Raw genomic sequence first — 25757 nt, 5'->3', positions numbered from 1 at the left:
TTCTCATAGGAACTAGCCATCCCATTCCACTAATTTTTTAGCAGACGAAATACGCTATCCTATATTTTTTTGATTATGATAACCGGCAGCAGGAAAGCTGCCGGTTTCTATTTAAAAGGCGCTTGAATAATTAAACACTACTTAACAAAATATACGTCCCCTACTGAACCTGTACCTTCAAGGATGAATTTAGGAGTAGGCTTTAAGTCACCAGACGATTTCTCAAACATGCGTACTTTATAATTCCCCCCTACCTTGGTGCCAACCATTACATAATTGTAAGCGTACGGCTCATCTTCTGATTTGCGATGTTTGATAAATGTAATCTCCTCACCGGCAGGAACAATGAACTGCCTTGTTTCTTGTTTGTTTGATAAGTTACGAGACCAAACCTCATTGCCATTGGCAAAGTAAACCATGTTTTCATCTCCTGCTTGCAAAATGGCAATATTGGTGGCATTGAAAAATTTATCCATGGTTTTAACCGTATCATTCACCATTTGAAATGCGCTGCTATTTAATGTTAAGTTGGATAAAATTTTCAGGTTAGCATCTGTTTTATCCTGAAAATAGGCATATAGTCCATCCATAAATAACAATTTCTTGTTATTGTTCTTAGCTGTCATAGCCGTTAGTAGCTTGCCATTCTTATCTTTTGCATCAGTTACTGCCGTTAATGCAGCATCCGTAGCATCGCCTGCCATAAAAAACGAACTGCTCATGTCGTCAAAGAAATAGGGTGCCCTATAGACTTCATCTACAGTAAAGTACTTCGACAATTTGTAGGGCGAATTCACATTATCTATTAATTTTCGTGTACTAAACAAACCTCCGCCCAGAAGTATAGTCGAAAGACCATGAAGCTGACCGTCATTTAGTAAAAAATAATTAGCACCAGTATTCATTAAAAAGCCGGGAGCCTTAACACTTGGCTTTTCAAAAAATAGTCCGCCCAAGTTTCTAAACTCCTTAAAAGTATAAATACTAAGTGCTGAAAGATCCTTATCAGTTCCGACAAACAATGTTTTTGAACTCGGTTGATATTCGGTTGAATAAGCCAAAAATAAAGCCTTGCCCTCCATTTTTTTTCCATTGTAGCTACTATATATATTTTCAAGCTTACTGGCAGGCATTATGGAAGTAGGGGTCTTAAATAAATCGATATCGCTTTGGCTTCCGTCATCTTTTAACACATACCACCCTCCTGCTGAAGGAGTAGTGACCCTTAAAGGAATTTGCCAATATTGCGCAAAGCCGGTTTGCTTATTTTTTGCACAAAACACGAGTTTCCATTTGTCATATGGCCTTTGTGTCACCAGGTAATCCAAGGTTTTGGTTTTAGAGATGGTGTCCATCTTTGGGAGGTCTAAACCTTGATAATCGCCATCATAAATTCCCCAAAAACAATCAAAATTTGCATTCCCTTCAGAAGAACTTAGGGAGGGGTCAATCATAAGCCTTTCGGTTCCAGAAATACTATACGATTTCTCCACTCCTTCAATGCTAATAACTTCTTTGGGCTTAAAGTCATAATTACCCAAATCTTTGGAACAGCTTAATGCCAATAAGGCTACTGCCGCCCATGCTATAGTATATATTTTTTTCATTGATGAAATCCGCTAATTATGGAAAAACAATTAATACCCCGTTCTCGTCCTTTAATTTATCTAATGGATGAGCATTATTATAATCAACCAGAGCCGTTTTGGCTATAGCAACCCAATTCATGACACTTCCTGGATCATTTTCTATAGAATACTTCATCCATTCCTCACTCCATAGCTGACCAGTATGATCGATCAAGAATTGGTGTTTTACCGTGCTATAACCCCCCAAAAGAAATTTGTAGAAACCCGTATTCCATTGAGGGCTAATGCCTAGACGATCTGATAAAGTTAGTTTACGCCATAAGTTGGTCGCTTCACCCAGTTTAAAGTTTGCATTCTCCTGCACCTGGAATTTTAAGACAACATCCTTGGTTTTTAAAGAAGCGTCACGATACACTATGATGGGAACCCTTGCATGCACCTGACCGGCCTTTACGAAGTACTTATTTTTCATCAACTCATTATCAAAGGCCTTGTAATGTTGGCCGGCAACCGCATTATTAGCTCCGGCAAATTGCACCTGCTTTAGCGTAAAGATTCTGTCTTGATCAGACACACCTCCAGTAGCATAGAGATCAAAATAAACCGTGTCAATGGTTTTATTTCCAGCATAAATAAAGGTGTAGTTCTTTAAGGTATCGGCAAGATTAGCATTGGGGTTATAAAACAGACTCTGCTCCGGACCAAATTGCACCCGGGCCACATCAGTAAACGGAAATTGTTCTTTTTCGCAAGAAACTAAGACGCTTGACACCAAAGCAACTGCTATTAAACGTTTAATACTCTTCATCTTCGTAGATTCTTTTATCGGTCAAGGTTAACGGTTTCTGTTTTAGGCATAGGTAATAGATAATTTACGATAGCCGTAGCTGGCGCAAAAGTTATCATAGATCTGGGCGCATTTACGCGTTTGTATGCGAAAAAGGCCTGCCCTTCACCATATAATTCTTTACGATATTCCTTAATAACTTCGTCTTGTAGAAGTTTGGCATCAGCTGGAAGTGCAAGGGCGCCAATATTTCTGGCAATACGAAACTTATCCCAAAGTTGTTGAGCCTCTGCCTGCGGACCCGTTTCAACAGCAATTAAATACATTTCACTGATTCGCAATAATGGAATTTGCTTCAAAGTAGATGCCTCTTCCTTCACCTTAAATTTATAAAGAGCTGTTTTTTTAGTTGCATTATTCGTTTTCCAAAGACCATTCATCTCACGAATATCCTTTCCGGTTTTACCATATAGAGTTTCATCAACAGGAGCTCCTCTTTTCAAGATATTCAGTAAAGCATCATTCCTTCTGAAAAGTCCGTTATCAAACAAACCGAAAATATGTTCGGAAGAAAAAGCGTAATCCTCACTTGCCAAATCGGCGCTAGTTCCTAAACGGAATTTTTCAGTACCGTTACTGTTTTTGGCATCAATAACTACTCGGGCACACTCATAGGCTTTTCCTTTATTGCCAAACCACAAATAAGCGCGAGCCTGAAGCGCTTTAACGGCATAATAATTCATACGCAGATAGCGATAGGCTAAATAGTAGTCTGAAGGATAAAAAGCTTTAGCCGGCCCCGGATCTTTGAGCTCTGCCAACGAATAATTAAGAATAGGATCTACATTTTGGGCTAATGCCGCTGCTTCGTCCAAATCTTTTAATAACTTTTCCTGATAAACTGAAAAAGATACTCCTGCATTTGGTGTAGTGCTTAAATGAGTAACATATGGAAGCTTATTGCCTATGGTCGGGTTGGTAGGTATCGGACCAAATAAACGTAAAATATCTAAATGGCAATATGCTCTTAGTGCCAGGCATTCTGACTTGATTGTTTCATACATACCTGGTTGAAACACGTCCTTTTTCTCATCTATGTGATCAAGAATGGCATTTATGTTGGCAATAGCTTTATACTCTGCTCCAAAAACGCCTTCAAAAGTGTTTTGTACCTGCGCATCCGTATAATTAAAAGAATTCAGGTTTGATCCTACTGAATTCACGTCGGTCTCCCAACTGGAAACAAGATGTTCCATGGTGGTCATGGTCATGTTTTCTCCATAAAGTTGAGTAGATTTCATTTGCATATAAATACCGGTAAGAGCATCCTTAAATCCGGTTTCGGATTCATAGAGGGTTGGTTGAGCCACGGTGGTTAGTGGATCCACGGTTAAATAGTCCTTGCAGGAAGAAACCGATAAAACACCCAACAATACCAGCGTTATGTATTTAATTTTTTTCATTTCTAAGGATCTTGATAATTAGAATGTTGTATTAAGGCTGAATGAAAAATTTCTGGAGAAAGGATAGCTTGTACCTCGCTCTTGTTTTACGGTCGAAACATAGAATGGATCAGACCAACTTGCAGATAAAGACATTCTCCTGACTCCAAAACGCTTTTGTATGTAGTCTGACCTGATATCATACGCCAAATTGATGTTCTGACAGTTAATGGTGGTCTCATTCTCTACAAAGCGCGAAGTTTTACCGGTTTCAGTTGTCACCATTAACCCTTTAAACTCAACAATATCCCCTGGATTTTGCCAACGGTCATTATACACACGGGCATCTACGTTATATTTAAAATCGGCGTTTTCTACCTTGTTAATTAACGTTTCGTTATATAACTGGCCTCCGGTGCGATATCCAAAGGAAATATTAAACGTTAATTTCTTGTATCTAACCATTGAGCTTATATTTCCCAGAATATCAGGATCGGTTGAGCCGTAAGCCACCATGTCAGCTCCATTCCAGGTGAAAGTGGCGTTTCCATCGGCAGTTCTGTACATTTCTTTCCCTGTACTTGGATCAATCCCTAAGGATGGTACAACGTAAATGGTAGAAATTGATTGGCCTTCTCGGTATAATGTATTAGGAGTAGCGGTTTTAGCTGCCTCCATGCCCTTTTGTGCATTTTTTAAGGCTTCCGAAATTTTCGTGATCTTATTGCTGTTATGCATAGCAGCGACCGTTAAATTCCAGTATAACTGGCGGTGGGTGTCACGAACCATGGTGCCTGTTACCTTAACCTCGTAACCTTTATTCTGCATATTGCCCATATTTTCAGCATAGCTTGCATAGCCACTCGAAGCAGGAAGGTTTACGGCTGAAATCAGATCTTTGGTTAGTTTCTGGTAATAGTCCGCATTAATTTTTAAACGGCTATTCAGGAATTCTGCGTCTATTCCAATGTCTGACTGCAGTGTCGATTGCCATTTTAAATTTTCGTTACCCAAAGAAAGCAGGTTAGCTCCGGTCCAATTGTAATAACGGTCTCCCATATCATATTGGTAAGCAGTCATGGCCTGATTACCTGCTGAAAATTGAGCGCCGGTAACACCTACTGATCCACGCAATTTTAATCGATTAACGATCGACTGGTTTTGAAAAAAGGCTTCTCTATCAAGATTCCAACCTGCGCCAACTGACCAAAAAGGAGCAAATTTTTTCTGATCACCTAATTGAGAAGATCCATCCAAGCGATAGGAGCCTTCAACCATATAGCGATTGTCGTAGATGTAATTCAGATTGCCCACCAAACCAATTGTCCTGGCTGTATTTTCAGATCCGGAAGGCTTACCGTTTGCCGGATATTGCAATGCCATGGAGAGGAAATTAAATTTTGGATTGCTAAATCCTTCCGCTGTAAATCCGTAACTCGAGTTTGTATTTGAATTAATACTATAATCTAATCCGGCGAAAACGGTATGTTTTGAAACAAAGGTTTTAGTAAAAGCTATATTGAGCGACGCATCATAGCTAATGTTATTACCAGTTCCAAACTGATAATCACCCTTTCTAAACACATTCTCAGGACCATAATCATCAAAAGCAGTATGATCAGCAGGCCTGTATATATCACTTTGGTTCGTGCCTTTGGAAATACCTAAACGGCCCCTCATAACCAATTCATTAAGAACCTGCCATTCAAGACTTGTATTGTTGGTAAGACCTGTGTTTTCTCTTTTATTAAAGGTATTTAGCGTGGCGTTATACAAAGGATTCACCGGCAATTTATTCCAACGACCTGTGTAACTACCATCACCAGGATCTCCCAAGTATTTTAATACCTTCCCATTTTCATCAAATGCTCTCCAATAAGGGTTTTGTCTCACGTATTCACTGAAGTTTCCATAAGGTGAATCTTGTGAATAACCTTGAGAATACGATGCATTATTGCTGAATTTTATTTTTTTAAAAGTGTAAGAAAGGTTGATCGATGCAGAATAGGTTTTGCGGCCCGACTCTTTCATTGCCCCCTGAATATCATTTAAAGATACATTGGCCGAATAACGAAACGACTGGTCACCACCTCCTAAATTAAGGCTATGTTGCTGCCCTACGCCATTACGAATAGGCTGTGACAACCAATAGGTGTTCACTCCCCTGTTTACCTCATTTAGTAAGAAGTTATAATAGCTTTTTCTAGTGAGATCGTTTTCAGGTCGAAAGTCATTGTAAAGCCCAGCTATTTGCTCCAGATCCAGCTTTTGTCTGGCATTTAAAAGATTATAGGCGCTTAAGTCAGCCGCTTCCACACTTATGTTATTGCGGAAACTTACTTCAAGCTTTCCGGCTTTAGGTGCTTTAAGTGTAATGGCTATTACACCATTTGCCGCTTTAGAGCCATAAATAGCGGTTGCCGAAGCATCCTTCAAAATCGTAATGGTTTCTACCTGATCCACGTTCAAGTCATACAGCTTTTGCATGGTTGATGGAAAGCCATCAAGGATAACATATGGAGCGTTTAAGGCGCGCACTTGATCATCATATCCCACCTGATTTACGTTTGGCAGGTTGGAAACTCCACGGATTGTAACATCCGGTATTGCATTCGGGTTAGAACCAGCCTGGTTATTAACCAACACGTTAAACGATGGATCAATATTACGGATGGCTGCGATAAGATTGCGGTTGCTGGCCGTTTCCAGTTCTTTAGCGGTAATGGTTGTAGCGGCACCTGTATAACTTTGAGTAGCCTTTTTGAACATACCAGTTGCAACCACTACTTCTTTCAGGCCATTGCTGGTAGCATTCAATGAGATTTTGAAACTGGTTTTTCCCCCTACCTGAATTTTTTGCGTAGCCATGCCCAGAGAACTCACCGTTATGCTGCCATTTTCTTCCACATTCAATTGAAATTGGCCCTTGTCGTTGGTCATTGTACCATTATTGGTCCCTGTTTCAACTACACTCGCCCCAGGCAATGGTGCATTAGTGTCATCAGTCACTACTCCGCTAACCAATATTTTTTTACGTGATTGCTTATTTTCTTTTGCTTTTTTTAGTCTGATAACAATAGACTCTTGTTGTATCGAATATTCTAAATTAGAATCCGTCAATAACAGTTCCAACACCGTTTCAAGTGGTTGGTCCTTTAAATTCAGGGTCACTTTAGGTAAAGCATTTACTTCTTCATGATTATAAACGAAGTAAATTTTTGTCTGCTTTTTTAGCGACTCAAAAACAGTTGAAACCTGAGCGTTTTTAACATTTAAACTCACTTTCGGCGCTGATTGAGCCATTATATTCATGGAGAATGCCAAAAGCAGAAAGGCGGTTAACCCTTTTTTTCTTAACCCTTTCAGGTTCTTAATTGGAATAAATCTTGAGTAAATTTTTTTCATTAGATTTGATTAGGTTAAAAAGTAAAATATAAATCCTTGCAACTTAGCCGGGAGCATTTGATTTATAACAACTTACCTGTTCGGGCGATGCAGAAACATCGCCCCTTTTTTGTTAATTATTTATCGCTTTCTCAACAAAAATTTTCCTTTCTTTTACAGTGAACTTTAATTTTGATGTACTTTGAATAGTATTTAAAATATCTTCTACAGATGATGATCTTTTGGCTAAAATCGAATAATGCCAATTCTTAATTTCTTCGTCTTTAATTTGAATGTCATAATCGTACAGACGACCAATTTTTTCCATCAATTCGGACATGGTTTCATTTTCAACTATGATTAGTCCGTCTTTCCATGAAACAAATGGATATACGTCTACGTCCTGCTTTTGCAGGTTACCGTTCGCACTCGTGAAGCTCGCTTGCTCTCCCGGAGTTAAAAACAAGAATTTGTCTGAACCAGCGCTTACTTTCACTTTGCCTTCAACTAATGTGGTTAGAATGGTATTGGAATAGGCATTTACGTTAAAGGACGTCCCTAAAACTTGTACAGCCATATTATTATTATGAACGATAAATGGTTTTGACGGATTTTTCGTCACATGGAAATAAGCTTCCCCTTCCTCCAGATAAACTTCACGCGTTTGAGTTTTGCTCAAATTAACCTGGTACTTGATTTTGGTATCTGCATTCACCCAAACCTCCGTTCCGTCTTCAAGCACTAATTTGTAATCTTCGCCGCGGGGAACCAATAAGGTGTTAAAAACCGGTTTATCTGCATTGGAGGAGTTCTCGGTATTGGTATAATCAAGTGTACTATTGTTATTAATAACACCTGAAAGGCCCTTTACATTTTTAGCCTGCGTCAGGTCAACATTTGAACCATCCTGAAGAATTAGCATCACCTTTTTCCCAGGCTGAACAGTTGATGTTGCAGTTAAACTAAGTTTTGAGTGTTTTTGGGTTAAAAAGAAGGCGGCACCTATAATTAGCGGGATTGCTAATATAGCTGCATATTTTAAGAATGACTTTAAGGTGATTATACGCGGTTGTCCTAGTACTTTTTGCCAGTCTGCCGTTTCATCGATTTTATCAGCGAATTGTGCATGCAAGATAGCATCATCGAGTATTTCCTTTTCCCTTTCCAAGATTTCCAAATCACTGGTAGGAAATACATGCTCTTCAGATGACTGATCATCCAAAACATCCAAAATCCATTTTTCGCCCTTAAAATTATCCTGTTTTATTTTCATATACAGGCAAGACGCACTTAGTGCAAAAAAGGGTGATTGGCTTATTAAAAAAAAAGAAAAAAAATTTACAAATCGTTAATTCTGAAAAATAATATTAGGCAAACAATCGCATTTACAGACAATTCAGCTCGAAGTGTAGAGTATGCTTTTTTAATTTGAGTTTTTACAGTATTAACTGAAATTCCATTTTTCTCAGCAATTTCAGCATAAGAGAATCCTTCAACATTGCTCATCAAAAATATTTTGCACCTTTCGGGAGGCAATTTTTTTAAAGCGGCATGCAACTTTGCATACATTTCTAATCGCTGATTTTGATCATCTATTAACCCATAAGGGTCAAATGTCATTTCAGGTAGATCATCTGTTTGATAAACAATTTTTTGGCTTTTTTGCCTTCTTAGGTAGGTAATGCAGAGATGTTTTACAGAGCGGACAGCATACGCCTCCAAGGAAGTTTTCAATTGAATCTGCTCGTATTTATATAATAAATGTGCAAATAAACCCTGAACCAGATCTTTTGCCACCTCAATATCATCCACATAACGAACTGCCATCACGCAAAGTCTTCTATAGTTAGCGTGAAACAATTCTTCAATGTTTTTTTTATTAAGCTTTTGCAGCTCCGGCTTCATAATTCCTTTTGATTTCGGTCACTTTGGTTCTGGGTCCGCAAATTTGATTTTTTATTTTGAAAACACTATTGATTTTCCTCAATAAAAGTTAAATTATTTTGCTATAAGCAACAAAGGCATTGGAGAAAGACCGTAGAAAGCACCATTAATTTAATATGCATATGGAGAAAAACTCGGTAAAGCGAACGTGACTGGATATTGCATTAAGTTCAAAAAACTGAAAGACATAAACATTGATATACTTGAAGCAGCAATACGGTATGGAATTGAAGCGAAGCATTGATAATAAGTTTAATTATTCTCGGAGGAATAAAAATTATTGACACCTGCTAAACAACCACTTCACCACACCTTGAACCTTCAGTGCTCATTTTGAATCTCAATAAATGAAAACGAAATTTATATAGGAAGAAGTCTAAATGGTTTTATTGTGAGAAATGATTAATAAATCGATTCTTGTCAAGTTCCAAGTAATTCATCCGAAATCGTATGAGAAAAATAATTGCAGCAATCAATATGACACTTGACGGATTTTGCGACCATACGGCAATAATCCCAGATGAAGAAATACACCAACATTACACTGATCTGTTAGATAACGCAGGTGTTGTTTTATATGGAAGGATAACCTACCAACTTATGGAGTTTTGGCGAACGTTGATAGAAAATCCTTCAGGTGAAAAATCAATGGATGACTTTGCTTTGGTAATGGATAGGACTCCTAAGATTGTGTTTTCTCACACGCTAAAGAAGGTAGACTGGAAAAGTGCAAGGCTGGCAAGCAAAGACCTTAAAGAAGAAGTTTTAGAACTCAAGCAACAGCCGGGTAAAGATATTTTTATTGGCTGTCGGAGTTTAATTATACAACTAATGAAACTTAATTTGGTTGATGAATACCAACTTTGTATTCACCCTGTTGTTGCAGGAAGCGGCTTGCCCTTGTTTGAAAATATGAATGACAGAATAACGCTGAAACTTTTAAAGACAAAAAGCTTTGGTTCAGGAGCCATCGTGCTATATTACGAACCTTCAGGGCAATAAAAAAGACCAAATGATTTATTGAACATTAAATGATTAACATAAAGGTAACTTCAAGCCAAACCAGAAAAACACAATGCCTACAAAATCATTTTTAACTGCAGAGTGGAGAAAACTCGCCATTGCAAACTACGAAGTAAACAAAAACTTGCTTACTAAATTTCTGCCAAAGAAAACCGAGCTCGACTTATGGAACGACACCTGTTACGTTAGCTTGGTAGGTTTTAAATTCGTCAACACACGTTTAAAAGGCTTCCGAATTCCGTTTCATTCCGATTTTGAAGAAGTGAATCTGCGTTTTTACGTTCGCTATAAAGAGAATGGAGAGTGGAAACGCGGCGTAACTTTTATTAAAGAAATTGTCACTAAACCTGCATTGACTTTTGTTGCCAACACTATTTACGGTGAAAAGTATGAGACAATGCCAATGTCGCATAGCTGTCAAACAATTGACGATCATTTGCATGTGGAATACAGCTGGAAGAAAGAGCAATGGCAAAATTTCAGAATAAGGGCACTTAATAAAGCCATCGATATAAGCGAAGGCAGTGAAGAAGAGTTTATTACCGAACATTATTGGGGCTACACCCAACTAAATTCACTTACAACCTCTGAATACGGAGTGGAACACCCTAAATGGAAAATGTATACTATTCGTGATTACTCCATTAATGTGGATTTCGGAGCCGTTTACGGTAACGCCTTTTCATCTTTAACCAATGAACAACCGCTTTCTGTAATGTTGGCCGAAGGGTCTGAAATTATCGTGAAGGCAGGCCGACAGATTTAAACAGCAATAAGGTAAATGATAAAAGGAAACATTCGTGCTGACTATTGACAAAAAATTGCGAATGGAAATATAAACTCACCATTCGCAATGAACAATTTTCACTTAGGAAATCTCAAATCCTTAAATCATTATTCCTTTAGGTCTTCAGGCACCTGAATCTTTTCAACAATTTCAACCTCTTGCGCATTATTCTTTACTTCTATCTCAATCCTTCGATTAAACTGACGACCAGCTTCTGAATCCGTACCATCGGCCAATTGATTCTTGGCAATAGGATCTTTTTTACCAAAAACCGATACCGCAATACGCTTGGCATCTATTCCCTTACTCACCAGATAATCCTTAGCCGCGTTTGCTCTCTTCCTCGACAAAGCTTCATTATAAACATCCGAACCTTTAGAATCTGCATAAGCATTTAACACCGTTGTATAATCAGGGTTATTCTTTAAAACACTCACCAGTATGTCCAATTCAGCAACTGACTCTGCGCGCAAACTTGTACTGTTAAAATCAAAGAAGATCGACTTGATCCTTACTTCGGCCTCAGCTGTTTTAGGAGCCACTTCGGCAATCGTATCTCTTTTCGTTGTATCGACTGGAGCTTCAACAGGAGGAGGCGGAGGCACGACCTCTGGTGTTTTATTACAGCTTCTCCACCAGAAGAACAGGAGTAATAAAAGCAGTGGAATAATCAGCCACCACCAGTTAAAGCCTCCTGATGCCGCCACCGGCTCTGCAGGAAGCGCAGCCGCAACAGGCGGTGGAGATGCCACAACAGGCGGAGGAGCTACAACGAATTTCTCTGCACATGAACGACCTATTTCTCGGCCCTTTTCATCTTTCAAAACCCTAATCCGGTAACCAGCCTTTTCAATGGCCTCGTACCTGCTGTCCGAATGCCTGTGTTTTAAAACCAGGTCAAGCTCTTCCTGCAGTGCGCTTTGGGTTTCAAATCCTTCCGATCGTAACAAAACCTTACCGTTCTCATCGTACCAAACAAAATAATATTGTCCATTCTTCTCAAATCGGGCAATACCATTGGCGTCCGGTTCGTAACCGGTATATTCATGACAGCCCAAATAATCATCGTCTTTGCCGCCAACAGCGCCTAGCGCAACAGGAGCCAACAAAGGAAACAGCGCAAACAAAGCTTTCTCATCAGAAATCGGGCAACTTCTGGCTATCTCTTTATGGTTTGCAGCTAAAAGAAAAACAATCCGTTTACCACTAGTAAAGTCCCGTACTGAATAACGTTCGGGCAACTCTCTATTCTTTATCACCGATTGAATACCATTATCGCGAGATTGTGTTGTTGTATAGCCCTCACTCCTAAGCAACACTTTGCCAGTTTTATCAATCATCGCAAAATAATGCTGCCCATTTGTTTCATGCTGAAAAGCGGAAAATCCTTCAAAACTGCTTAGAGGTTTATTTTCATAGGCAATGCAGTCCAGATAATTATCATTTGCATTCGTGTTAGCAACTGCAGCCATTGCTGCAAGCTTTACTTTTTTTCGTTCCGAAGGCAATAGGGCTATTGCTTCAGCCTGAGTTCTGAAGTAATTACTTCGGGCTATCTCTTGATTATTGGCGGCTCGCAAACTTAGGTAATACCTGCCCTCCTCCGTCGACTTAACCATATACCGTTCATCTAAATCGCGGTTTGTTACAACCGACGCAATACCATTATCACGCCCCGCCTCCGAAGTATACCCCTCACTGATAAATAACACCGTGGTATTGTCATCATCTAAAACACTGAAATAATACTTATTGGCATCTTCATCATAAAACGATGAAAATCCAGACTCTACTGCGGCTGGTTGGTTTTGATAGCGATTAAAATTTAGATAATCTTCCGTTTGCATAATTATAGTTTTTTAAGAGTAACCAATATTTAGAAAAACGAACTGGAATGTTGAATGGAAGTAAGACACGATAGCTTATTGAGCAATGATTGGTCTGCAAAAGTAGATGGAGCATCACTTTCTTATTTATTGCTCAACTATAAGTTAATAATTATTCTGATAATCAGCAAGATATAGTCGTTTATAGTTCAAGTAGAGAGGGAGATAAATTACATTTTGAGGAAGGGAACAATTCAGTAAATATTGTGGCTCGGATTGGTTTTATCGAGAAACGGAGAGAAGGATTCGTTTAATTACTGTGATGGTCAAACCGATGCAAAATCACTAAATTTCTTTAACTACAGTGAGAGACGAACGAATTGGTTAGAGATACAAAAACAAAAAGAACTGATAATTATTACCTTAAGCTTTGGAGGATGTTAAGATTAGTTTGTATGCCTTTTATTAAGTTTAAAACTGATTATTTATTATTGATAAATTAGTTTAATAAGGGCTAATGAGTATATTTGGCTCGAAAGTTTTGAAATCTTTGATCAATTATAATAATGATATTTCGGAAATCGGAATATCCTTTTTTATGTACCAATATCAACACGGATCAAATTAAAACATGAATAAAGCCAGGTTAACGGCCTCATTCTGAAAAAATATTAAAAGCAGAGCCGTTGCCTCTCAACCAAAAGCAACCGAACGTGAATGCCTACTTTAGACGAAATTAAAAAACCCATCGCCGCCGAAATCGACCTTTTTGAAGAGAAATTCAAGAAGTCGATGCAAAGTTCCGTTCCTTTGCTCGATCGTATCACCCACTATATTTATAAACGCAAGGGTAAGCAGATGCGCCCTATGTTTGTATTTTTTTCGGCCAAGGTATGCGGAGGAATAACAGAGGCTACTTATCGTGGGGCGGCATTGGTAGAATTACTTCATACAGCCTCTCTTGTACACGACGACGTAGTGGACGACGCCCACGAGCGTCGTGGCTTTTTTTCTATTAATGCGTTATGGAAGAACAAGATCGCGGTGTTGGTAGGCGATTTTCTTTTATCGAAAGGCCTATTGCTTTCGGTGGAACATAAAGATTACAACTTACTCGAAATTGTATCCAATGCTGTACGCGAAATGAGCGAAGGAGAGCTTTTACAAGTAGAGAAAGTTAGAAGGATGGACATTGAAGAAGAGATTTATTTTGAAGTTATCCGTCAAAAAACGGCTTCACTTATCGCTTCATGTTGTGCATGCGGAGCAGCCTCTTCGGGCGCCAATGCCGAAGAAATAGAACGGATGCGTTTGTTCGGTGAGAAAATTGGTATTGCCTTTCAAATTAAAGACGATCTTTTTGATTTTGGTTACGACGATGTTGGTAAACCTCGTGGAATTGATATTAAAGAGAAAAAAGTTACACTGCCTTTAATTTTTGCTTTAAGAAACTGCAACAAAGATGAAAAGCGCCGGATCATGAACTTGGTGAAGAACCACAACGAGGAGCCCGAAAAAGTGCAGGAAGTAATTGCGTTTGTAAAGAGCACCGGAGGTTTAGAATTGGCCGAACAAACAATGCTTAAATTTCAGGATGAAGCTTTTGAAATATTAAATTCATTTCCTGAAAGTGAACAACGCCTATCATTAGAACAATTAGTACGTTATACAACTGAACGTAAAAAATAAACCCTTTTTGTTCTAAGGACCGAAAGGCTGCATTAATTTTTCAATCAAAACAGATCTCTTTCTGGAGTTCTGCATTTCCATATACAATCATGTCGAACGAACTTATTTATTTCGGAAGTTTCCTGCTATTTATTATCGGAATGTTGAGCCTCGATTTAGGGGTATTCAATAAGAAAGACCATGAAGTAAGCCTGAAAGAAGCGCTGATCATGAGCATCATTTGGATCTCATTGGCCTTAGGCTTTTATGCTGTCATTTACTTTAAGGGAGAATTACTGCATGGGATTACCGACATGGCCCGTTTGGAGGAGATTGTAAGACTCAATAAGCATCATATAAAACTGATCCCGGGCGATTTTGAAGCAAGCTTAGCCGTTTACCGGCATAACCTTTCCCTTGAATTTATTACGGGTTATGTTGTTGAGTACGCTCTTTCAGTCGACAATATCTTTGTTATCGTATTAATTTTCACAGCCTTTGGCGTTGAAAAGAAACTATACCACAGGGTGTTATTTTGGGGGATTTTAGGCGCAGTTATTATGCGTTTCATCTTCATCTTTTTGGGAGCAACCTTGATTGCCAAATTCGGTTGGATCCTTTACATTTTCGGAGCCTTCTTGGTTTACACTGGTGTGATGATGTTCAAGAATCGTAACCAGGATGAGAAAATTGACACTCAAAATCATGCGGTGGTACGTTGGGCACAGCACGCTTTTGCTGTTTGGCCACATTATGAGGGCAATCACTTCTTCGTAAAAAAGAATGGCAAAAACCTGGTGACTCCATTGTTCATTGTGTTATTGGTAATAGAATTCACTGATCTAATCTTCGCAGTTGATTCAATTCCGGCCATATTTGCCGTTACCAAAGATGCTTACATCGTTTTTTTCTCTAATATCTTTGCAATTTTAGGATTACGATCGATGTTCTTCTTGTTGGTAAACATTATTCATAAGTTCCACTATCTTAAAATCGGCTTATCCGTTTTATTAATATTTATCGGGGCAAAAATGCTGGCTCACGACTTTATGGATAAAATTGGATTCGATACCTCACATTCTCTGATAATTATACTGCTGATTTTAGCTATTAGTGTTATTGCTTCATTAATTTTTCCAAAAAAAGAGAAATTATCAAACTAGTAGCAGGAAGCAAAAAATGAGTTTAAATAATTTAAAGCCCGATTTCTTCGGGCTTTCCTTGTTTTTATGGCATTTGGGCATCGTACAGGCCGATTTTGGGTTTAAAGTTCAATAAAAATAAGGCTATATTTGAGTTCTCATCAACTCATACCACAATGACAGAAACAGTTTTAGGTTCGCTTTCAGCTGAAATGATAGAGCTGGAAAACAAATACGGAGCTCATAATTATCATCCCTTACCCGTAGTTTTAGATAAAGGTGAAGGTGTTTACGTTTGGGATGTTGACGGAAAGCGTTACTATGACTTCCTTTCGGCCTACTCGGCGGTGAACCAAGGACATTGTCACCCAAAAATTATCAACGCCCTTGTTGAACAGGCTCAAAAACTAACACTTACTTCGCGTGCATTTTACAACAGCACTTTAGGCGAGTATGAAAAATATGTAACCAATTACTTTGGTTATGATAAAGTTCTGCCGATGAATACAGGTGCCGAGGCTGTTGAAACAGCGATTAAGATCTGTAGAAAATGGGCATACGAAGTAAAAGGCGTGGCTGAAAATTCGGCGCAAATTATTGTTTGCGAGCAGAACTTCCACGGCCGTACCACTACTATTGTTTCTTTTTCAAGCGACAGTGGTTCAACTAAAAACTTCGGACCATACCCAGAAGGGTTTATCCGAATTCCTTACAATGATCTGGAGGCACTTACCAAAGCATTGAAAAACCCAAATGTAGCCGGTTTTCTAGTGGAGCCTATTCAGGGTGAGGCAGGTGTTTTTGTTCCGGATGAAGGTTATTTAAGCAAAGCAGCCGCATTATGTAAAGAGAAAAATGTACTGTTCATTGCCGACGAAGTACAAACCGGCATTGCCCGTACCGGCAAGCTCCTTGCATGCGATCACGAAAACGTTCACCCTGATCTGTTGATTTTAGGAAAAGCCATTTCAGGTGGTGTTCTTCCAGTTTCAGCTGTATTTTGTGATGATGCTATTATGCAAGTGATCACTCCGGGAACCCATGGATCTACTTTTGGAGGAAACCCATTAGCCAACAAAGTTGCTATGGCCGCTCTTGAAGTAGTTACCGATGAAAAGCTAGCTGAAAACGCAGAACAACTTGGGGTTATTTTCCGTGCTGAAATGCAGAAACTGATCAACGAAACTGATTTATTAATTTTAGTGAGAGGAAAAGGCCTGCTGAATGCCATAGTAGTTAATGATTCGGAAGACAGTTCTACAGCTTGGGATCTTTGTGTTCAACTGAAAGAAAACGGATTGTTGGCAAAACCAACTCATGGCAATATTATTCGCTTTGCTCCTCCATTAGTTATGAATAATGAGCAACTCATGGAATGTGTTTCCATTATTCGAAAAACAGTTTTGGAGTTTAAGAAATAGTCTAAGCACTTGCAAATACTTAATCGGCAATTCAATTTGAATTGCCGATTTTGCATCCACTAGTTATCACAGAAACCAAAATGAAAAAAATAGGCTTAATAGGCGGCATCAGCTGGGTGTCGACAGCAGATTACTACCGATTGATTAACGAGGGCGTAAATGCCAAACTCGGAGGATTGAATTTCGCTGAATGCCTGATCTACTCGTTTAATTATGCCGACATCAAAAAGAACAACGACAATAATGACTGGGACAATACGCAAAAAATGATTACTAAGGCATGTTTAACCATGAAAAATGGCGGAGTTGAGGCAATTGTGTTATGCGCCAATACCATGCATTTAATTGCTGATCAGCTCGGTAAAAACATTGATCTTCCCGTAATTCATATTGCCAGCGAAACCGCTAAGGTTATTGAACAGGCAAGTCTTAATAAAGTCGGCTTACTAGGCACGAAATTCACTATGGAGCTCGACTTTTTCAAAAATAAATTAGCAGAACGCTCTATCGATGCAGTTATTCCTGCTGCCGCAGATAGAGATTTTATTCAGGATACGATTTATTACGAATTAGGAAAGGGAGTGATTAAGCCCGAAACGAGGGAACGATATATCTCGATAATTAATGAGCTGATTCAGCAGGGTGCCGAAGGTGTAATTTTAGGCTGTACCGAAATTCCTCTAATTATTAGACAGGGGGATGTAACAGTCCCAATATTTGATACAACTTTGATTCATTCAGCAGCAGCTGTTGAGTTTATTCTCTCATAAGTTCTTATTCTATGAGCCAGAATTTGATAGACTATTATAAAATAAGGGCAACTGAGTATGAAAGTATTTATACAAAGCCTGAAAGGCAGTCAGATCTTATCAAAACGAAACAATTTCTAAAGACTTTATTCACGAACAAGGCCATCTTAGAGATTGCATGCGGTACCGGATATTGGACAGAAACAATTGCAGAAACAGCTTGTTCGATCGTTGCTACAGATATCAACCAAACGGTAATTGACATTGCCAAAACAAAGACATATACTCAAAATAATGTCCAATTTAAAACTGCTGACTTTTACTCCCTTAAGAGTGAAAATCAATATGAAGCACTTTTCGGTGGATTTATCTGGAGCCATATTTTAACACAAGAACTCGATAAGTTTATTTCTAGAATAAGTAGAAATGTTGCGAAGGGAGGAAAGATTGTGCTAATGGACAATAATTTTGTGGAGGGAAGTAATACTCCCGTAAGTAAAACAGATGAATTAGGGAATACTTTTCAAACCCGAAGTCTTAGTGATGGAAGCACTCATTTGATCCTGAAAAACTTTCCAACGGCTGAATTTCTTAGAGAGAAAGCTCAACTATTTTCAAAAGACATCGAAGTTATTGAACTTGAGTATTTCTGGGTTTTAATTTTTACAGTTTGACAAATTTCTGAACACATTATAGGACTAAACTGCTTGTTCAACCATTATTTCCAAGAGTTCATTCAGATATTTACGGTCATTAGCTAAACGAGGCACTTTGTGTTGTCCGCCCAATTTACCGCGACTTTTCATCCAATTGTAAAATGTTCCTTGTGGAGCAATGTGTAGAATTGGTTTACGTAATGCTATATCCTTATGACGTTTGGCCTCATAGTCGGAGTTTTGTTTTTTGAGGTTTTCGTCAAGCAGCTCTAGGAACCTGTCAATATTATCCGGAAGCTTGTCGAACTCAACAATCCACTCGTGGCCACCGTTTTCTCCTTCCGAAAAATAAACGGGCCCAGCGGTATAGTCCTTAATCACCGAATTCGTTGCTTTAGTAGCAACGGTTAATGCCTGCTCGGCGTTGTCGATAATTAATTCTTCCCCAAAAGCATTTATAAAGTGACGGGTACGACCGGTAATTTGTATTCGGAAAGGATTTAAGCTGGTGAACTTAATGGTATCGCCAATCAAATAGCGCCATAATCCCCCGTTGGTAGAAATAATAATGGCGTAATTTTTATTTAGTTCCACCTCACTTAAATCAAGTGTTTTTGCCCATGGATTTCCATAGTCTTCCATCGGTAAAAACTCATAGTAGATGCCGTAATCAAGCATCAGCAACATTTCACTGCTATCACTTTGATCCTGTATTCCAAAGAAACCTTCTGAAGCATTGTAGGTTTCCAGGTAATGCATATTGGCTGAAGGAATAAGTTTCTTAAACTGCTCGCGATAAGGTGCAAAGTTTACCGCTCCATGAACGTATAATTCCAAATTTGGCCATACTTCCAGCAAGTTGCTTTTTCCGGTAAGTTCTAATATTCGTTTGGCTAAGATGATTGTCCAGGTTGGAACGCCACTAATATTAGTAACATCTTCATTCATGGTTGCATGAGCCATTTTTTCAATTTTGGCTTCCCATTCATCCATTAAAGCAATTGAAAGGTCGGGCACACGAAGAAACTCTGCCCAGATAGGGAGATTTTGAATGAGCACTGCCGAAAGGTCACCATAACACGATTCCTCATTTAGGTGGCTGATCTGATGACTGCCGCCCATTACGAGGCTTTTCCCTGTAAACATCTTTGTTTCTGGTCTATTGTTGCAGTAAATAGCCAGCATGTCTTTGCCTCCCTTAAAGTGGCACTCTTCCAGCGACTCCTCACTTACAGGAATAAACTTACTCTTATCACTGGTAGTGCCTGATGATTTAGCAAACCAGGTGATATTACTTGGCCATAAGATATTCTTTTCACCGAGCATCATGCGCTCAATGTATGGCTTTAAGGTGTCATAGTTTTGGATTGGGAAGCGTTGTTTGAACTCTTGGGGAGTGTTTATTGATCTAAAGTCGTATTGTTTCCCCCATTCGGTACTGCGAGCTGTGTTAACGAGGTTCGACAGCCATTCTTCTTGTACTTCATGCGGATATTTCATAAAAAGCTCAATCTGATGAATGCGCTTTTTCATTATCCATGAAACAATATTATTAATGATCAGCATAAAAGCCCAGGTTAAAACGCCTTAAATTACAAAACTTTACTTCGTAATACGAAATTCCTGCCAAGATAAACTCTTCGTACTTGTTCATCGGCCGCAAGTTCTTCGGCTGTACCTGATTTCAATATCGATCCCTCAAAAAGCAAATAAGCCCTATCCGTAATGGAAAGGGTTTCCTGAACGTTATGGTCCGTTATTAGAATTCCAATATTCTTGGTCTTTAATTTGGCTACAATGGTTTGGATCTCCTCAACGGCAATTGGATCAACCCCTGCAAAAGGCTCATCCAACAAAATGAATTTAGGGTCAACAGCCAAACACCGGGCAATTTCAGTACGGCGACGTTCACCACCTGAAAGCAAGTCGCCACGATTCTTCCTCACCTTCTGCAAGCTAAATTCGGTAAGCAAACTTTCCAGCTTTTCATGGCGCTCCTCTTTACCCAATCCGGTCATTTCCAAGATGGCCATCACATTATCTTCCACACTTAACTTTCTGAATACCGATGCTTCCTGTGCCAGGTAGCCAATACCTTTTTGTGCACGTTTATACATTGCATCAAAGGTTATCTCCTGATCATCTAAAAACACATGGCCTTCAGTTGGTTTAATTAAACCGGTGATCATATAAAACGAAGTGGTTTTACCGGCACCGTTAGGACCAAGCAAACCCACAATTTCACCTTGTTTAACATTAAACGATACGTGATTAACCACGGTACGTTTTTTATAAGTTTTTACCAGATTTTCGGCTCTTAATTCAAGCATAGAACGCTTTCCTAAACCTCTTACGAGGAATTTATTGATTTATGCCTCCAAATATAGTGGAAACGGGTTATTTAATATCTTTTACACTTAATTGAATGGTCGTTTTTCCATTCCAGCTGTTTTCTTCAATGGTATAGCAAATATCGAAAGGTATGCCTTTTCGAATACGCTGATAATGCTGACCAAGGTTAAATCCGATGCAGTCAAAACTATAACCTTCTGCCTGCTGAACGGTAAATTTAAGGTGGTTATTACCTACAATTTGCGGATCAAATTTGCACCAAACATTTTTAGTACAAAATACTGGCTTCATATTACCGGGACCAAACGGTGCAAATTGCTTAATAATACGCATCAGTTTTGGCGTTATATCAGCCAATTTGAGGTATTCATCAATTTCGATTTCCTGCGATAGCGAACGTTCCTCAATAGTTGATGATACCACGTTCTCAAATTTTTCGATAAAGGCATCGACGTTATCTAAGCTGATGGTTAGTCCAGCTGCGTATTTATGACCGCCATATTGTTCCAATAAATCGCTGCAAGCACCGATGGCTTCATGGATATCGAATCCATTAACTGAACGAGCCGAACCGGTTGCTTTTCCGTTTGATTCCGTTAGAATAATGGTTGGACGATAATATTTCTCAATTAAACGCGAAGCCACAATACCAATTACTCCTTTATGCCAATTAGGTGAAAACAGAACAGTTGATCGACGGTTTTGCAAACTAGGATCGTTGTCGATCATTGCCAATGCTTCCCCGGTAATACTGTTGTCAAACTCCTTGCGCTCTGTATTTTTCAGATTAACAATTTGTCCCTTTTCGGTAGCCAGTTCTGAGTTACCGGAAATAAGCAAATGTACTGCATGCTTGGCGTCATCAATTCGCCCTGCAGCATTGATCCTCGGGCCAATCTGAAAAACGATATCTGTAATGGTTAGCTCCTCTTTCTGCGCCGAAAGGTCAATCAGAGCCTTTAGTCCTTCACAGGGATTTTCATTAAGACGTTTTAATCCGAAGAAGGCCAGCGTTCTATTCTCGCCGGTAATGGGCACAATATCAGAAGCGATACTTACCGCTACCAAATCAAGATAATCTTCCAGATAACTGAAAGGAAGGTGATTTTTCCCGGCAAATGCCTGAATCAGCTTAAAGCCTATTCCACAACCTGAAAGTTCTTTGTAAGGGTATTCGCAGTCCTTTCTCTTAGGATCAAGGACCGCTACAGCCGATGGGATTTCATCACCGGGCAAGTGGTGATCACAGATAATAAAATCAATCGCGCGCTCATTGGCATAATCAACTTTATCAATTGATTTAATTCCACAGTCGAGCGCTATAATGAGTGTAAACCCATTCTCCTTAGCATAATCAATTCCCTGAAAGGAAATCCCGTAGCCTTCCTTGTAACGGTCGGGAATGTAGTAATTGAGGTGATTATAAAACTTTCGGAAGAAACTATAAACCAACGATACAGAAGTAGTTCCATCGACGTCATAATCGCCATAAATAAGAATCTTCTCCTGGTTTTTAATGGCTTGTTCAATTCTGACGATGGCCTTTTCCATATCCATCATCAAAAACGGATCGTGCAGATGGTTTATATCAGGTCTGAAAAACTGTTTTGCATCCTCAAAAGTGCTAATGCCACGCTTTTCAAGCAGCTTTGCAATAGCCGGCGAAACATTCAGTTCTTGTTCCAACAAGTCTACCACGTCATTATTATAATCCAAATGTGTAATCCACCTTTTATCCATAGCTGTAATCAATCGGTAAAAATAAGAGTTTTTACGTAATGTGTTTTTCTGTTAATGTATGATATAACAAATGAATAGCGGTTCAATATGAGGTATTTTACTGAAAAACAGAACGCTGAGAGCCATTTTGTGGAAAAGTAATGGCCTCTGCAACAATGTATTTTCCTGGATAGTTGACAATCAGCTGTTAAGTTTTTGAAAAAAACAATATGACACATGGGGTAAAAACTAATTTCTCACACTATTCTGATAAACATAAGGACACCTACTAAAATACGTTTATGAAAATTACTCATTTAAAGTACATGCTGCTTTTTATCATTTTATTCATTAATGCATGTAAAGAAAATCGACAACTTATTGTTTTAAACAACGAGTCATGGAACCGAATTGTCGATCGAGCAAAAAAAGAAGAAAAGGGTATAATATTAATATCAAATAAAAGTGGTTGTTCAATTTGTGAGGAGTTTGAATCCGATTTGATTAGAAAAACAAACTTTAGAAATGAACTTGCTGAAAATTTTTTAATTGCCAGAATTGATCAAAATGCAATTGGAGGAGAATGGCTGACTAGAGTATTAGGTGATACCGGTTTTTACGGATGAAAACGAACATTTACGTTATCCACATCCAACTGATTGTACAAAATATATGCAGTGTGTTACTGGCGTACCATATGAACAAAATTGTGCTCAAGGCTTGGTTTATCAAGCATCTTTAGACGCCTGTAACTATTGTTGGGATATTTCAAAAGAAGAACCTTGTAGTTGCCGAGAATAATAATTCAGACAGTTTTAATGTTTTAGCCATCTATTTAATAGGTGGCTAAATCTTTAATTATTTCAATGAAAAAAAATATTTTACTGCTTTTCTTTGGTTTTCTACAATCCTCAGCGCTATTTGCCCAAAAATACATTAGCCTGAAAGATTCAGTCACCAATAGGGTCGTGCCGGCAGCTATAGTAAAACTAATAAGGGCCGAGAATAATAAGCTTTTGCATGATGTAGAGGCTAATGAATATGGAGTCGTACTCATTCCGGACTCGATTTTAAAAATAACTCCATTGGTTAAAGTGGTGTGTTGGCATGCCGATTATAAAAATAACCTGATAACTGTCAATTTTGCTGCAATTAAAGATACGGCCATAATTAGGTTACTCCCTTTAAAACAAACGCTTACTGAAGTAACCGTAAGTGCAAAAGCTGTAAGTTTAAAGCAGGATGCAAAAGGAGTAAAACTGGATCTTTTGAAAGAAAAAAATGCAAAGCATTGGCAGCTTTGGGAAGCCTTAAAGCAAATACCCGGTATTGAGATTGATGAGCAATCGATGGAGGTGAAATATTTGGGCAAAAGGGTAGGTTTTGAAATAAATGGTATAGCATCAAATGCATTTCTGGCCAATTTGTCAACTTACCTCCGAATGCCATCCGTAAGGTTTTCGCAAATAGAATTGGAGTATTATGATCCTAAACAGGATGGGGCAGTAGTTATTAATCTTGTTTCAAACAGCCCTGCTAAAGACGGTGTAGGGGGAACGCTAAATGCTTCGGTTGACTTAACTACCCAGTTGCTTAGTATTCCGCTTTTCTTAAAAAGAAAACAGCATTTGTTTGAGATGCTCACCTCAATAAATTTTAACAGCATGCCTAAAATTGAATCTGAAAGTGGCACTACCTATTTGCAAAGTAATAATTTTCTGCAAGCCCAAAATAGCAACCACAGCGAAAGCAAATCCTTTTCAACCAGGCTTCATACTAACCATCAATTAGGTAAAAAACATATACTGGATACAGAATTTGGATTAAGAACCAACAATAATTCATCTGAAACATATGGAGGGCAACAAGAGTGGAGAGAAATCAGCCTTTATAGAAGCATAACTTCGCAAAACAATAAAAAAGGAACAGGTAATGCATATTCAGCTGGCTTGACCTATCTGTTTCAACCTCAAAAGGATCATAAATTACAATTTTCCGTTGACTGGGATGGTTCGCTAAATAATAATGCTAGAATGCTTGAGTCGATAATAATCGGCCCCGCCTTGCCAACATTCAACTATTCTAAAAAGAGTGAAGATGAAGAAAAGAATTTCTACTCAATGTTAAGTTATGAGTATACTCACAAACAATTAGGAGCCTTTGAAGCCGGGTTTAAGTACTTTAACCGGAATCATGAAAGCAATTTCGAGTATCATCTGAAGCAACGAGAAGGTTCGGCAGATTCACTTCTGTTAAGGGCATCGCAAAATAACTATCACTTTTCGGCCCTTTTTCTTACCTGGAGCCGAAAGTTAAAGCGGATTTCCATGTTTGCCAGTATGAAAAGTGATTACAGTAAAGATAAAATTACAGCCATTACAAATACGAAGTATTCTTTTTTCACCTATGCTCCTCATTTGAGCATTCAAGCAAAGCTTGATGATAAAGGAGTCCATAATGTTAGCTTTTCAACAGGATATAAACAGTTAAGGCCTAGCTTAAGCAGTACGAACCCAATTGATGATATTCAATCGGGTAATAATATAATAAGAGGTAATCCCAATTTAATGCCGGAACGTAACTGGTATGTCAATGCCTTATATTTAGCGAATTTGCAGAAGTTAACATTTACGTTGTCTTCCAGCTTCAATAGAACAAAAGATGCAATTACCGGCTATAGTAAAGTGGAAAACGACTCGGTAGTGGTATCGGGCTATGATAACCTTGGCTTAGTTAACAGTGGTTTTGTGACCCTCACTGTAAGCTACAAACCATTTCCTCGAATTACGATTACACCTTCACTAAACGGAAGCATTAATCGGTTTAAGAATGGGTTGCTGACTGCAACCTCTTATCCCTGGAATGCCGAAATTGATGCTGATTATAATGCCGGAAAATACGTTTTATTAAGTTCAAAAGTTGAATATACAAAAGGTGATTATTTCCAGCTTCGCAATGAAGGGTATTTTACAACCAGGTTGAGTGCTTCATATGTCAAAGGAAACGTAAACGCAAGTATTTTCTTTAACAATATCAACAGATTTTACAATACAATTGAAAGCGTAAATGAGGCTGAAGGACTGGTGAGAAATGTGATTATCAAAAACCGTCAGGGTAATTTAGGTTTTTCATTGTTTTACAATTTTGGCTTAAGCCGGGTTGCCAGTCAGAAAGGAAAAGGCATAGAAAAAGATGATGTGAAATAATTTGGTAATATATTGATTTAAGCTTTGTGAGCCGTTTACGCTGGTTTTAAGATATGGGTACA

General features: G+C 38.6%; 20 protein-coding genes. 10 read left to right on the top strand and 10 right to left on the bottom strand.

All coding sequences use genetic code 11. The annotated features are described in order from the left end of the window. Positions 1-137: 137 nt before the first annotated feature. The 6 genes from NF867_RS14405 to NF867_RS14380 all read right to left on the bottom strand — a co-directional run bounded on the left by NF867_RS14405 (position 138) and on the right by NF867_RS14380 (position 9107). Entirely contained in the window at positions 138-1607 is a 1470-nt protein-coding gene (locus tag NF867_RS14405; RefSeq protein ID WP_252588907.1) for a PKD-like family lipoprotein, read from the bottom strand. A gap of 16 nt (positions 1608-1623) precedes the next feature. Then, on the bottom strand, positions 1624-2397 hold the full coding sequence (locus tag NF867_RS14400; RefSeq protein WP_252588905.1) for a DUF4843 domain-containing protein: 774 nt from the start codon (positions 2395-2397) through the stop codon (positions 1624-1626). Between the two features lie 14 nt (positions 2398-2411). Then, positions 2412-3839, bottom strand: a complete 1428-nt coding sequence (locus NF867_RS14395) for a RagB/SusD family nutrient uptake outer membrane protein (protein ID WP_252588903.1) — start codon at positions 3837-3839, stop codon at positions 2412-2414. 18 nt (positions 3840-3857) lie between these two features. After that, positions 3858-7223 (bottom strand): SusC/RagA family TonB-linked outer membrane protein, encoded by a 3366-nt coding sequence (locus tag NF867_RS14390; RefSeq protein ID WP_252588900.1) that lies wholly within the window; start codon positions 7221-7223, stop codon positions 3858-3860. A 112-nt stretch (positions 7224-7335) separates the two neighbouring features. Continuing rightward, positions 7336-8475, bottom strand: coding sequence for a FecR family protein (locus NF867_RS14385; protein WP_252588898.1), 1140 nt, complete (start codon positions 8473-8475; stop codon positions 7336-7338). A 65-nt stretch (positions 8476-8540) separates the two neighbouring features. After that, positions 8541-9107 (bottom strand): RNA polymerase sigma factor, encoded by a 567-nt coding sequence (locus tag NF867_RS14380; RefSeq protein WP_252588896.1) that lies wholly within the window; start codon positions 9105-9107, stop codon positions 8541-8543. 489 nt (positions 9108-9596) lie between these two features. Between NF867_RS14380 and NF867_RS14375 the strand changes: the two genes are divergently transcribed. Both NF867_RS14375 and NF867_RS14370 read left to right on the top strand, forming a co-directional pair. Continuing rightward, positions 9597-10148, top strand: coding sequence for a dihydrofolate reductase family protein (locus NF867_RS14375; RefSeq protein ID WP_252588894.1), 552 nt, complete (start codon positions 9597-9599; stop codon positions 10146-10148). A 73-nt stretch (positions 10149-10221) separates the two neighbouring features. Beyond that, entirely contained in the window at positions 10222-10935 is a 714-nt protein-coding gene (locus tag NF867_RS14370; RefSeq protein WP_252588892.1) for a YqjF family protein, read from the top strand. Positions 10936-11063: 128 nt separating this feature from the next. Here the strand turns inward: NF867_RS14370 and NF867_RS14365 are convergent, their stop codons facing one another. Continuing rightward, positions 11064-12803 (bottom strand): DUF1508 domain-containing protein, encoded by a 1740-nt coding sequence (locus NF867_RS14365; RefSeq protein WP_252588890.1) that lies wholly within the window; start codon positions 12801-12803, stop codon positions 11064-11066. Positions 12804-13499: 696 nt separating this feature from the next. Here NF867_RS14365 and NF867_RS14360 point away from each other — a divergent pair. The 5 genes from NF867_RS14360 (at position 13500) to NF867_RS14340 (ending at position 18436) form a co-directional block, all read left to right on the top strand. Further along, positions 13500-14471 (top strand): polyprenyl synthetase family protein, encoded by a 972-nt coding sequence (locus NF867_RS14360; RefSeq protein WP_252588888.1) that lies wholly within the window; start codon positions 13500-13502, stop codon positions 14469-14471. Between the two features lie 89 nt (positions 14472-14560). Continuing rightward, positions 14561-15613, top strand: coding sequence for a TerC family protein (locus NF867_RS14355; RefSeq protein WP_252588886.1), 1053 nt, complete (start codon positions 14561-14563; stop codon positions 15611-15613). Between the two features lie 155 nt (positions 15614-15768). After that, positions 15769-17013 carry an ornithine--oxo-acid transaminase gene (gene rocD, locus NF867_RS14350; RefSeq protein WP_252588884.1) on the top strand — a complete coding sequence of 415 codons (1245 nt, stop codon included), beginning with the start codon at positions 15769-15771 and terminating at the stop codon, positions 17011-17013. Between the two features lie 80 nt (positions 17014-17093). Next, positions 17094-17783, top strand: coding sequence for an aspartate/glutamate racemase family protein (locus NF867_RS14345; protein WP_252588881.1), 690 nt, complete (start codon positions 17094-17096; stop codon positions 17781-17783). Between the two features lie 11 nt (positions 17784-17794). Next, positions 17795-18436, top strand: coding sequence for a class I SAM-dependent methyltransferase (locus NF867_RS14340; protein ID WP_252588880.1), 642 nt, complete (start codon positions 17795-17797; stop codon positions 18434-18436). 24 nt (positions 18437-18460) lie between these two features. Here NF867_RS14340 and NF867_RS14335 read toward each other — a convergent pair whose 3' ends face one another. The 3 genes from NF867_RS14335 to recJ all read right to left on the bottom strand — a co-directional run bounded on the left by NF867_RS14335 (position 18461) and on the right by recJ (position 22510). Then, positions 18461-19984, bottom strand: a complete 1524-nt coding sequence (locus tag NF867_RS14335) for a GH3 auxin-responsive promoter family protein (protein ID WP_252588879.1) — start codon at positions 19982-19984, stop codon at positions 18461-18463. 26 nt (positions 19985-20010) lie between these two features. Further along, the gene (gene lptB / locus NF867_RS14330; protein ID WP_252588877.1) at positions 20011-20748 is read right to left on the bottom strand and encodes an LPS export ABC transporter ATP-binding protein; all 738 of its coding nucleotides are present in this window, start codon (positions 20746-20748) and stop codon (positions 20011-20013) included. 67 nt (positions 20749-20815) lie between these two features. Next, positions 20816-22510, bottom strand: a complete 1695-nt coding sequence (gene recJ, locus NF867_RS14325; RefSeq protein WP_252588868.1) for a single-stranded-DNA-specific exonuclease RecJ — start codon at positions 22508-22510, stop codon at positions 20816-20818. Between the two features lie 281 nt (positions 22511-22791). Here recJ and NF867_RS14320 point away from each other — a divergent pair, with 281 nt between their 5' ends. The 3 genes from NF867_RS14320 to NF867_RS14315 all read left to right on the top strand — a co-directional run bounded on the left by NF867_RS14320 (position 22792) and on the right by NF867_RS14315 (position 25695). Continuing rightward, positions 22792-23115 carry a hypothetical protein gene (locus tag NF867_RS14320; protein WP_252588866.1) on the top strand — a complete coding sequence of 108 codons (324 nt, stop codon included), beginning with the start codon at positions 22792-22794 and terminating at the stop codon, positions 23113-23115. Then, positions 23093-23290, top strand: coding sequence for a chitin binding peritrophin-A domain-containing protein (locus NF867_RS18510; RefSeq protein ID WP_380725430.1), 198 nt, complete (start codon positions 23093-23095; stop codon positions 23288-23290). The genes NF867_RS14320 and NF867_RS18510 overlap by 23 nt, the downstream gene beginning before the upstream one ends. A gap of 65 nt (positions 23291-23355) precedes the next feature. Continuing rightward, positions 23356-25695, top strand: coding sequence for an outer membrane beta-barrel protein (locus tag NF867_RS14315; RefSeq protein WP_252588864.1), 2340 nt, complete (start codon positions 23356-23358; stop codon positions 25693-25695). Positions 25696-25757: the final 62 nt, after the last annotated feature.

Origin of the sequence: Solitalea agri (assembly GCF_023914155.1) — a bacterium.
Taxonomy (GTDB): Bacteria; Bacteroidota; Bacteroidia; order Sphingobacteriales; family Sphingobacteriaceae; genus Solitalea; species Solitalea agri.
The sequence above is the reverse complement of the archived record's forward strand: the minus strand, read 5'-3'. Positions and strand labels throughout refer to the sequence as shown.